This is a genomic window from Cohnella sp., assembly GCF_041640265.1.
GTDB lineage: Bacteria > Bacillota > Bacilli > Paenibacillales > Paenibacillaceae > Cohnella.
On record NZ_JBEQAP010000046.1, the window covers coordinates 1 to 12,227 of the forward strand.

Annotated in this window: 9 protein-coding genes; 3 read left to right on the top strand and 6 right to left on the bottom strand. The window is 45.5% G+C overall.

Annotated features, from left to right (window positions below):
• Positions 1 to 159: 159 nt before the first annotated feature.
• From ACESLK_RS23685 to ACESLK_RS23710, 6 genes are all read right to left on the bottom strand, one after another.
• On the bottom strand, positions 160 to 654 hold the full coding sequence (locus ACESLK_RS23685; protein ID WP_373232185.1) for a DUF2199 domain-containing protein: 495 nt from the start codon (positions 652 to 654) through the stop codon (positions 160 to 162).
• Between the two features lie 321 nt (positions 655 to 975).
• A complete protein-coding gene (locus ACESLK_RS23690) occupies positions 976 to 1,680 on the bottom strand; it encodes a superoxide dismutase family protein (protein ID WP_373232186.1) in 705 nt (234 codons plus the stop codon).
• Positions 1,681 to 1,733: 53 nt separating this feature from the next.
• Positions 1,734 to 2,744 carry a phosphotransferase enzyme family protein gene (locus ACESLK_RS23695; protein WP_373232187.1) on the bottom strand — a complete coding sequence of 337 codons (1,011 nt, stop codon included), beginning with the start codon at positions 2,742 to 2,744 and terminating at the stop codon, positions 1,734 to 1,736.
• A 2-nt stretch (positions 2,745 to 2,746) separates the two neighbouring features.
• Positions 2,747 to 4,018: a stalk domain-containing protein gene (locus tag ACESLK_RS23700; protein ID WP_373232188.1), complete on the bottom strand. Its 1,272-nt coding sequence runs from the start codon at positions 4,016 to 4,018 to the stop codon at positions 2,747 to 2,749.
• Positions 4,019 to 4,142: 124 nt separating this feature from the next.
• A complete protein-coding gene (locus ACESLK_RS23705) occupies positions 4,143 to 4,694 on the bottom strand; it encodes a GNAT family N-acetyltransferase (RefSeq protein ID WP_373232189.1) in 552 nt (183 codons plus the stop codon).
• Position 4,695: 1 nt separating this feature from the next.
• Positions 4,696 to 5,328: an HD domain-containing protein gene (locus tag ACESLK_RS23710; RefSeq protein WP_373232190.1), complete on the bottom strand. Its 633-nt coding sequence runs from the start codon at positions 5,326 to 5,328 to the stop codon at positions 4,696 to 4,698.
• A 201-nt stretch (positions 5,329 to 5,529) separates the two neighbouring features.
• Here ACESLK_RS23710 and ACESLK_RS23715 point away from each other — a divergent pair, with 201 nt between their 5' ends.
• The 3 genes from ACESLK_RS23715 to ACESLK_RS23725 all read left to right on the top strand — a co-directional run bounded on the left by ACESLK_RS23715 (position 5,530) and on the right by ACESLK_RS23725 (position 12,198).
• Positions 5,530 to 7,302: an ABC transporter ATP-binding protein gene (locus ACESLK_RS23715; protein ID WP_373232191.1), complete on the top strand. Its 1,773-nt coding sequence runs from the start codon at positions 5,530 to 5,532 to the stop codon at positions 7,300 to 7,302.
• 275 nt (positions 7,303 to 7,577) lie between these two features.
• Entirely contained in the window at positions 7,578 to 11,396 is a 3,819-nt protein-coding gene (locus ACESLK_RS23720; protein WP_373232192.1) for a response regulator, read from the top strand.
• 94 nt (positions 11,397 to 11,490) lie between these two features.
• On the top strand, positions 11,491 to 12,198 hold the full coding sequence (locus tag ACESLK_RS23725) for a response regulator transcription factor (RefSeq protein ID WP_373232193.1): 708 nt from the start codon (positions 11,491 to 11,493) through the stop codon (positions 12,196 to 12,198).
• Positions 12,199 to 12,227: the final 29 nt, after the last annotated feature.

The window sequence follows — 12,227 nt, forward strand, 5'->3', positions numbered from 1 at the left end:
GGGTGGTGCGGGTGTGTCCGGCTGAATATGCTTCCTTGCTACTGCAATTGCCTCCCCGAATCAACCTCTAACTCCGGCCGGACCGAGGGGCGAATGCCCCGAAGCGTGAATATGGTGTTATAAGATGTCGGCGACTTCATCGAATTTACTAAATGATCTTTATAATGTTTCATGCATTAATAAATGATTTAATTCAATTACTCTCTCTATTGTGATTCCATTTCTTTGTTCTATTGATAGTGGATGATCAGATTCTTCTAAGATTATTATCGGACATAATCCAACATCTCTCGTATGTACTTCACACTTTAGATTTATAGTATCAGGATATAATGGCAACCTAGTTGAAACCCATCCAAAATATCCGGGCTCTCGACTTCGGTCTTCTGATTCCCATAATTCAATTGCTCTCTCAAAATTGGTATTACTTACAGATGACCAGACGCTCCAAATAAACACTTCATCAGATCCGATTACAGGAATCTCCAAATGTCCTCTGATAAAATGATCTCTGGATTCAATCACACAAATATCATTATCAATATCACATTTCTGTTGATCTTCCTCATTCAGAACAAGGTAATGAAACGGAGCATGTGCACCAAAGCAAAATGATATTTCACCAATCTCCTCATTACAATGAGAACATTTCATTGTGGCCCACCTACAATAAAGTATTTGTGTTTCTCAAGCTCTTCGCCGATTTCTTATAACGTAATATTTGCGTATTTCGCATATTGTCGATAATTATGGGTGTTTACGAACTTCGCAAATAACCGTTTTAATCATTTATTCGTGAAGAATCATTCATTTTCCTTTTTATGGAACAGATAAAACATAGAAAGTCGAGAATTGTCTATTCAACCTCCAATATACGAAATAAACTCCAGTCCCATAATTCGGGACTGAAGTTTCTACTTCCAAGACTTTAGCAATTGTGTTTTGCATCACCATATATAACCAACCCGATACACGCTACTCCAAAATGCTGCCACCTGCAATGCGATCGCCTGAGTTTCCGGAAGGATCGGTTATTCCATCATCCTCATCTGCGTGAATGATAAGGGATTTGCCCCAGATAGAAGCATTTTTCCCCTGTTTTAAGGTTACGCCTTCAAGAACGAAATCGCCCTTAACTGTACCGTCTGCTTTAACCTCTAGGTTCTGAAGATCGCCTGCATGATGGCCATCCGGGTTATGAAAGCCGTGCTTCTTACCTGTAGGGTTATAGTGACCCCCCGCAGTCTTGAAGTCATTTCCTTCAATGGCTTTCTCATGAAGGTGGAAGCCGTGTTTACCTGGGGTTAACTTCGACGCTTCCACATGAATGTTCACTCCCTTGTCGCCTTGTGAAAGGTTCACATGACCAATCACAGTACCTGCAGCATCCTTCAGAGGAATTTCTACCTCGCCCATTTGAACCGTTTTGTAAACGTTAATGGAATCGCTCTTCGCAATTGCAATCCCTGATAAGAATAAGCTTCCGCAAAGAAAGGCAGCCACCATGTGCTTCATATTAAAACGCTTGTTCATCGAACATTCCTCCATTTTTCTATATCCTTCGATAATACCGATATGATCTTTAACACTTTGTCCCACTTTTACATCAACCATACTTTCGAGCTTGTAAGACAACAGCTTATCTGATTCGACTTCATAATCATCTAGAACATAACACAAAAGACGTATCCCCCTCATTGCAGGGTGAATACGCCTTTTATGGCATTAAATAATTATGTCGTTAAATGTCGAAAGCTAAGCTTTAACAGTCCATCCTTCAGCTTGTTCAACTGCTTAAGACCATCATACGCGGACAATGTCTGCTCCCGCAGAACGCTGTCTCCGTCCACTCCGTCAAGATAGCGACCTAGAAAATGAAGGAAAACATCGAGGATCCTTAGCTCAACAAGTAAGGGGATTACTTCGACTTCCCTTCTCTCCAACTGAAGCTGTTCGCCAGCCCCGGAGAGGAATGCTTCGATGCTGTCCATCGCTTGCTCGCTAGACAGAAGCCCGGACATGATAACCGCTAGTTCCATCACACGCAAATCATGGGTGCAGAACTCGAAATCCAGTACGGCTGCAATCCCGCTTCCCGTATCATCATCCGATATGAGCAGATTCGAGTGATTGATATCTCCGTGAATGAGCTGATGCGGCAGCTCCCGGAACTGAGGAAGCTGCGCTCGAAAGCTCTCTATCGCCTCCCCAATCACTTGAAGCTCCCCCGCTTCACCATGGAACTCACTTGGTGGAATGGAGCAGAAGGAAGCCACTTTCTCCGGTGCACAAAGAGGATGAGCCGAATCCATCTCGTAGTAAGCAGGGTATATAGGCTTGCTTTTCAACTTCAGCTGACCTAACGCATTGCTCAATTGCCCAGTTGCCCGTCCGATCGACTTAACGATAGAAGTATCGTTCTCTTCCGGCCTGTGCCCCTTGATATAAGTGAACAAACACGCCCACCGCTGCGAACCGTCAGTTAATTGGACAAGAGTGCTTCCATCATCGCACCGTGCGGGTAAAGGAATACGAAATGGCAGCTCTAGCTCGTTCAGAGCAAGGAGAATCTCATGCTCGAAGCGGATTTTGTCCGCATCTCGATGAGTTTCATAGATTCGAAGCACCCAGCGCTGCCCGCCCGTTTCGACGAATCGGGTCGTGTTGTTCCAGCCAGATTGTCCTTGTATGAGTTGCCAACCTTCTTTTATTCCATAACGCTGTAAAACTTGATCGAAAGGCATGTTTATTTTCCTACCTTCTCTACAACACGGTCAATCTCATTCGCGAATTCATCACTATAAAGCTTAAGAACCCAGAAGGACGCCCCCTTAAGCCCGTAACGCTTGGCTAGTCCGAGCTTATCATCCACTGTGAACACGAATTCGCTGCCGAAACTGATGCCTAGTATGAGCTTATTCTTGGGGACACCGGCTTCAAGCATCAGGGAGATCGCTTCCTCTACCTTCGCATTCGGCTCAGGGGTGTGATCCGGCGTGCCTGGAGGATGGAAATCATAAGCCATGAGAATTAAATCTTCAGCAAGTCCGGCCAGCGTCTTGTAGTCATATCCTTTGTATGACCCATTCGGCGGTGGCACAGCAACGGAAACTGTCGCGCCAAGCGGCGACAATTGGTCTACAAGCAGCTTCACATAGTTATTCAGCAGCTTCTGCTGCTGGAGTGGATCAAGATTTAATCCTAAACCCTCTAAATCCAATACGACACCGCCGAAGCCCATATCCCTTACCAATGCCGCCATGTTCGCAATTGAGCGATTCCGCAGCGTCTCATCGCTGAGCATCTTAGTGAGCTCGCCTTTACCATCTACGGAATACACCATAAGGTAAGGCTTAGCTCCTTGAGATGCGGAATCCTTGATGAGCGATTCCGGGGTAACCTCACCCGCCGCCTCAGGCCAATAGTAATCGTCTCCGTCTAATACAAGCTCACCGTTCTCGTTGATCCTGCTCCATCCGAAGGCAACGGAATCCATCGACGAGATTCTAGCACGCTGCTGGAATGATCCGAGCGCATAAAACGCACGAAGATGCATCTGTTTCTTAGGAGATTTAATCGAGACGGTCTTCGTTTCATTGCTCCAGCCCACGTTGGCTCCGAATTGCGTGCTGAAGAAGCTAAGAGGTATTAGCACACGAGCGTTCACCATCACGGGCGGGGTTATGAGCCTAACGGATTTACCATCTACCGTCGCCGTTTTCTGGCCAATCTTAAGAACGACTTTTTTCAATACGCCGTTTACTATACCTTGAGCACGAACGACGCTATTCGCGTTGTCCCATTCCACATTTATTCCTAAAGCTTGAGCAATCGTTCGAAAAGGAACGACAGTAACGCTGTTCTGGATCATCGGTGCAACGTTAAAGGAAAGTGGAACATCATCCAATACAATCTCGATCGGTGCAGCCGCAGCAGTGACTTGTGGCATAATCGACGCTCCGCTAATGATTGTGATTCCGAGCAGTAAGGATAGAGCTGTTTTTCCCCAAAGTTTCATCTCTTAATCTCCCATGTTATCTTTAATAGAATAGGGAGAATTATAGCAGAATTAACTGTATGTCGGAACCGTCCAAGGGACTAACTTGTTCTCCAAAAATACCCCTATCAATAGAATATCCTGATCATTCGCTGCCTTCCCCAACCCATTCCGAGCGCAGAATGCCCATCTGAATCACGTCCCAATACCGTCCATTTTTGTATTGCTTTTCTCTTAATCTGCCTTCTTCCTTAAATCCGCAGGATATGTAGCAGCGATATGCACGCTCGTTGAAATCATATACTTCAAGCTCCAAGCGATTTAAGTTCATCTCACGGAAAGCGAACGCGACAAGCAGCTTCATGGCCTCCGTTCCATAACCATAGCCCATATGATCTAATGAGCCTATGACGATCCCAATGCGTCCCACTCGGTTCTTCCAATCAATGGAGTCCAGGTTTACCTGACCGATATAAGCCTCTGCCGCGAGATCGGCAATGACGAACCCGCGGCTGTCTGAGCTGCCTTCTAGATTGGCATCTATGAAAGCTTCAGTCGACTCCATCGTGTGCGGATACAGAAAGATATCCGATAGGTAGCCGACGATCTCCGGATTGTTCACCCATTGGCGAATCCAAGGGAGGTCATCCCTTCGGTATTCACGCAGCATTATTCGACTTCCAAGCAGACGCGGCATATTATCGCTCCTTCATGATCGGGTCTTCACCCAATATCCCTTGCTCTATGGAACGCTGAACAATCTCTAAGGTGAATTCCCATAATGTATCAGACACTTGTCGAATAGGAGCGAGTCGCTTCAACACCTGAGACCGAACAATACCGTTGTTCTTCCAGCTAACTCCGCCAGTATAATAGTTATGGATGACAGGCTGAAGACGATCGAGTGCTGCAGCATATTGAGCCTCATACGTCTCACCGTCCTCGAATTCTCGCCAAAGCTTCATCCACTCCCCGCGCTGATCCTCTGGAAGCAGCCCGAATAGTCTATTGGCGGCAGCTTGCTCCCGCTCCTCTTTGTCCAAGTAACCTTGTGTATCATAGGCGAAAGTATCCCCTGCATCGATCTCCACCAGATCATGGAGCAGCAGCATCCGTATGACGCGATTCAAATCCACTGCTGGATTATTCGCATGCTCTTGAAGGACGATCGCCATCAAGGACACGTGCCAGCTATGCTCTGCCGTATTCTCAAGTCGGCTCTTATCCATAAGAAATGTTTTACGAAGTACACCTTTGAGCTTATCGATCTCCACGAGAAAAGAAATTTGTCCGGCCAAACGGTCATTACTCCAAAGCTGAGAATGAGACATATTTTATACTCCTCTATGGACTTCCATTTTTTTACTCATTGTACCATGTCCAGTTTTTCTATGTTGAAATTCTCATTCTCAAACCCGTACATATTGTGTTCATATAACTCATGTATGATGGTGAAGAAATTGGATTTCTATTTCATGTAAGTTCATAATATAAGTAAAATTTATTTCTTAAACTAGAAACGAGGATTCAACATGCGTGCATCCAAATCCGATAACTTAACCGCTGCCGCTAAAAATAATTGGCAAACGTTCTTTACCCTCATCCGCAAAGCGAAGCCTCATTACACCATGCTGATCATCGCACTTGTACTCAGCTTAGTTAACACGATTGTCGGGCTGTTCGTTCCCTTATTCACCAAAAACCTTGTGGATGGCTTCACTCTAGACTCCCTTGAATCCTACCAAATCGTCCTGCTTGTCTGTGCGTTCATTGCGCAAACGGTAGCAGGCGGACTATCGATCTATTTGTTGAACAAGTTCGGCCAACAGATTCTGTCCGGATTACGAGATCTGCTGTGGCGTAAGCTCCTCTACTTACCGGTAGAACACTACGATAAAGAAGAGACGGGCGGACTAATCAGCCGGATTACCAATGATACCGGTGTCGTGAAGCAAGTGGTCTCCGAGCACATGTCGGGCTTCGTTACCGGTATTATTTCCATCGTAGGCTCCATTGTTATTTTGTTGACGCTCGATTGGCAGATGACCTTGATGCTGCTCATCGCGGTTCCGCTTACACTTATTATTCTTATCCCTCTCGGCAGGAAGATGCATGTGATTTCTCGCAACATGCAGAATGAAACCGCAAGCTTCACATCCGTGCTGACACAGGTGCTCTCCGAGGTCAGACTCGTGAAATCCTCGAATGCCGAGCCGCTCGAATATGAACGTGGGAAGCAAGGCATCGTTAAGCTGTTCAAGCTTGGCGTTCGAGAAGGTAAAATCCAAGCATTTATCGCTCCGTTAATGGGCGTTGTTATTATGACTCTAATGGTCGTTATTATCGGATATGGCGGCTTGCGTGTCTCTAATGGATCTATTAGTGCGGGTGAGTTGGTTGCTTTTATCCTGTATCTCATTCAAATTGTAATGCCTCTGGGACAGATTACAGCTTTCTTCACTCAGCTGCAGAAAGCTATAGGCGCTACGGAACGAATGGTAGATATTCTGGGCAAGCCGGAAGAAATCCAGGATCAAGGCACGATAGTTCCTGCAATAGACGCTTCAATTCAGCTGCAAAATGTAACGTTTCGCTACGACGAAGGCGAAGAAATACTCAAAGCCGTTACCTTCACCATATTGCCTGGAAAGATTACGGCGCTCGTCGGACCAAGCGGCAGCGGCAAGACAACCCTATTCTCTCTCTTGGAGCGTTATTACGAGCCCCAAAACGGCAGGATTACCTATGGGGATTACGCGATAAACGATTTCTCTCTCGCAAACTGGCGTAGTCAGATTGGTTATGTCTCACAGGAAAGTCCTCTTATGTCGGGCACGATTCGTGAGAATATTACTTACGGGCTTGACCGGGAGGTTAGCGATGAACAGTTAAGAAACGTTGCGCTAATGGCGTATGCGGTTGGGTTCATAGAAGAGCTTCCAGAAGGCTATAACACGGAGGTTGGAGAACGTGGAATGAAGCTCTCCGGCGGACAAAGGCAGCGGATTGCCATCGCAAGGGCATTACTTCGCAACCCGCGAATTCTGATGCTGGACGAAGCGACTTCGGCATTAGACAGCACATCTGAAAAGGTTGTACAGGAAGCGCTGAACAATTTAATGAATGGCCGTACGACAATCGTCATTGCTCATCGTCTCTCGACTGTCGTAGGTGCGGATCGGATTGTATTTCTTCATAAGGGAAGCATTACCGGTATCGGCACACATGAAGAGCTGGTGAAAAGTCATGAGATGTATAGGGAATTCGCCCTGCAGCAGCTAACCTATCAAGAGCAGCTTGCCTAATCACGTATATAGGAAGGCGGCTGGAAGTAGTCCCCTCCCCATTTCGCAGCATTCCATTAGTTAACAACATTAAATATTGTGAAATTATCGCTTCCGCCATCTAGGCTGGAAGCTTTTGTGATGTGAATCACACCCTCTTGAAAGTTAGGTCTGTCGATTTATGTCCTCTTTCGTTATGATAGAGAGAAAGTATGAGTACATTTTTCCACTACTGATGATTGTTTTCTATGAATTTCGCTAACAGATTCAAAGAATGTCGGGAGGTGTGATTCTGTATGTTCATGTCACTGCGTTTCAAGATCGTTATCGTGATTGTGTTGCTTAACGTCATTTCCTTCGCCGCAATTAACCTCATCAATTATGAAATATCGAACAAACAAATGAACGAGCAGCTTATCAAGCAAAGTATGTCCAACTTGAAGAACACTGTCGCCAATCTTGAAAGCGCACTCTCTCTTATGAAGAAGGAAGTAGAGCTTGTTGGTCGATCAATGCGCTTACGCTCAGGAACTATAGGCCAGAAGCTCCAATATCTAAGAGACGAGAAAGCTCTAGTCACCATACCTTTTGTCAATATGGGGGTGGATGATGGCTTAGGTTCCTTGAAGATGATTGATGGCACCACTATACGTGTCGATCATCTTCCAGCCTATCATCAAGCGTTATCCGGAACGTCCGCTTACTCGGATCCCTTCTTAGACGCTAACGGTAAGTCAATCATGTGGCTCATGGTCCCTTTATATGATTCAACCTTATTAACTCTCTATGATATATCGCATCAGGTGCAAGGTGTTCTCGGTGTGGCCCTCAACTCTTCTAAGGTGTTTGAGAATGAACTGAAAATACATACCGACAACTATAAGGATAGCGCGTTTATTCTCATCGATAGGGATACGAATGTACTCTATTATAAGAATGAATCTATTGTTCTGCGGCGCAATTACGTGCAGGACGATCCCGCAGTCATTGACTTTGCAGAGCAAATAAGAGCCAATCAAGAAGGTTATGGTGAAACAGAGGTATTCGGTCGTCTGCTGAAAATGTTCTATTCAAAGGTATCGGATCAAGACTGGTATTTAGTATTTTCAGTGAATAAGAAGGAATTCGAAGCCCCTCTGCGTAACTCAATGTGGATTAATATTTTAGCAACAGCTTTAGTCGTCATCTTGTTAGGGACAATCTTGTATATCTTTACTGAACGTGCAATTCTAAGACGACTTAAACAAGCTGTTGAGGTTACACAGAAGGTAGCATCTGGAGATTTCTATACCCATCCTCTTCTGATAAAGAGCAAGGATGAAATGGGTACACTCGCAAGCTCTATTAATGGAATGATCGAAAATTTGCAAGATTTGTTTGAGCCATTTCAAGCCTTTATTCGGCACAATCAATATGCGATGATCGTAACCGACTCTCAATTCGTCATTACTTCTTATAATAAACGCGCGGAAGAGATGCTGGGCTATTCGGAGAATGAGGTCATCGGCCAGAGAACCCTGCTGCTGTGGCATGACGAAGTTCAAATCCAAGAACGTGCTAGATACTACACCGAAAAACTGAAGGTATCGGTACATGCGAATGAAGAGGTATTGTTCGTCCTCTCCGATGAAGTTAATCTGCAAGAGTGGGAATGGACATGGATTAACCGGAACGGTCTACGTACGCTCGTATCGTTGAATCCAAGCGTCATGCGCTATCCCGATGGAACAATCAAAGGGTACGTCCTAATTGCAAGAGACATAAGCGCGATTAAGAAAGCCGTTGAGACGAACACGAGGTTGCTAGAAATCATGGAAAGCGCACATGATATGATCGCTTCCTTCGACCTGCGCGGCCATATCTTCTATCTCAACAAAGCAGGTCATTCCTTCCTAGGTGTAGATTCGCTTAATGAACAGAATAATCGCCTCAGCCTATATATGCCTATACCGACTACGATGAAATTCGCAGATGGCTTATCGGAGGCGCAGAGGCTTGGGTTCTGGCAGAGTGAGACCGAGTTCATCGCCGTCAGCGGCGAGACTCACTTCGCCTCGATTACCGTAGTTGCCCATCTAACCGAGGATAATAAGGACAGCTTCTTCTCAACCATCGTCCGAGATATCTCAGGTCAGAAGGAAATTGAGCGTCAGCTAGTCAAAGCCAAAGAACAAGCAGACGAAGGAAATGCAGCGAAGAGTTCCTTCCTCGCGCGCATGAGTCATGAGATACGAACACCTCTTAATGGAATCATTGGTTTAGCCTATCTGCTGCAACGGTCAGAATTAACGGAGATTCAAGAGGACTACCTGAGTCAAATTACATCCTCCTCGCAGAATCTTCTACATATTCTGAACGACATTCTTGATTTCTCAAAGCTCGAAGCCGGTAAAGTAACGATCGAGCAAGTTCCCTTCCAATTAGAGGAATCATTGCAACGGCTTAGCAGCTTGTTCTCTGTACTCCTAGGACCTAAGCCTGTGGATTTTATCATTCATGTAGATCCGGAAGTGCCTGATCGTCTCATTGGCGATCCATCGCGCTTAGAGCAGATATTACTTAATTTAGGTAGTAATGCTATTAAATTCACCAATTACGGATTGATAGAGCTGCGAATTGGCTTGATTGAGCTTGATGGCGGATCAGCTTGCTTGAGCTTTACTTTGAAAGACACAGGTATCGGTATGACACCAGAGCAACGCCGTTTATTGTTCATGCCCTTTGTTCAAGCCGATGAGAAAACAAGTCGTAAGTATGGAGGAACGGGCCTCGGGCTTGTTATCTCTCATACCTTAATCGAAAGTATGGGCGGGACGATTAAGGTAGAGAGCACCTATCAAGTTGGCAGCACCTTCAAATTCCAGCTTACCTTCCTGATGGAGGAGCAAGATCCATTAATCTCTATCCCCCATGAGCCCTTTCATTTTAAAGTTCTGGTCTTGGAGGATCACTCTCAGGTTGCGACACATTGGCAGATCATGCTCTCATCCATGGGGTGCAAGGTTGTCACCATTAATACATGGGAGCATGCCCAGGTTATCCTGCATGCACGGAAGTGGGATTTATTCATTGTCGATATGGAACAAGAAGACATGCACGGGGAAGAAACATGGACGGCATGGAAGAACGAGCTTGACAGTCTTGGAGTTAAAGTCATTTCCTTCACGACCTTGCTCGGCCGTGATGCTTTGCAATATTTACCGATGAGCCTTAAGCCTAGTGCTGTATTAGTGAAGCCAACTTCCGCTAGACAGGTAAGACAAACATTGTTATACCTAAGCAACTTATCTTATCAGAATCCGTCGACAGAACTTTTGTCTGAAGATTGTTCTGACATGCGGCTTACAAATTCAGCTCCGAAGGTTGGACGAATTCTAGTCGTTGATGACCAAATTATTAATCGTATAGTCGCAGAGCATCTGCTAGAACAACAAGGCTTTGATGTGGAAACAGTTGAGAGCGGTATGAAGGCCTTGCAGGTATTGAATCAGTCCTCCATGGATTTAGTATTGATGGATTTACATATGCCGGATATGGATGGAATCGAGACCACCATTCTGCTGCGCAACCGGTTCAATTCCGAGGAACTGCCTATCGTTGCTCTGACAGCAGACATAACTGAGGATATGCATGTGAAATGCTTGACTGCCGGTATGAACGACATTGTAACGAAGCCGATCCAACCTGAGATTCTGTTCTCTGTTCTGCTGCGCCTCCTTCCAACCAAGCAGTTCTCTCCTACGATGGTAGATACCGATGAAGCTTGGCCGGAGACGCCGGGCTTGTATGTGTCTCTCGCGCTGAATCGCTTGGATGGTAAGAGCAATCTCTACTTGCAGCTGCTAGAGAAGTTCCTTCAACAATATTCCGATACAAAGAATCAATTAATAAACTTCATGAATGCAGGGGACCGAGCCAGCACAATAAGGCTTGTACATTCGCTAAGCGGGGCTGCTGGACACTTAGGTGCGACAATCGTTCAGGAAAAGGCTTCCACGTTGGAGCGCTTGCTACAATCCGAAGAGTCTATCGATATCCTCATGGAAGAGTTAATCTTATCTCTTGATCAAGTGCTTGAAACTATGAATAAACTCGTATTACAAAAAAGGAGTTAGACGAACAACCTTCGACAATATATAATAGGTATAATGGCAAATGTTAGTAAAGTATTAGCGTTCTTAACAATTTCCTAAAGGGGGGTGACGTTAATTGACGAGAGTTCTCGTTATTGAAGATGACCCCATCATCGGAGAAATGCTTACTCTCTACCTCACCGAAGAGCAATTCACCGTACAACGCGTTGGGACTGCACGCGAAGGTAAGATGGCTCTTAACACCTTTCAACCCGAAATCCTATTACTTGATCTCATGCTGCCAGATGCATCGGGTACTCAGCTATGCTCAGAATTCCGACAACTGACTCATTTGCCTATTATCGTAATTTCAATGAAGACATCTGTTAATGACCGAATTCAAGCCATCAGCTCGGGTGCAGACGACTATCTATGCAAGCCTTTCAGTATGCATGAGCTTAAGGTTAGAATGAACGCCGTACTACGGCGTTCATCTCACCATGTGGCTCCATCTATGCACTTGTCAGCTCCTAATGCCGCACCTGTCGCTACCCTGCATCAAGGTCTCTCACTGGACCTCGAACGCAGAACCATTGTGCTAGACGGAGAACACATCGAGACGACATTCTCAGAATATGAGATTATGAAGCTGTTCTACCAGAATCCAGGTCGCGTATTCAGTCGCGAGGAATTAATCAATGCTGTCCGTGGCATTGATTCCTTCATTAACGATCGAGCGATTGATGTACATGTGACCAACCTTCGTCGCAAGCTGGAGAAGAACCCCAAAGAGCCTCTATACATTAAGACCGTCTGGGGCGTCGGGTACAAATTCATTCGATAATCGTCAGAACTTAAGGCTCCTAACCGGGA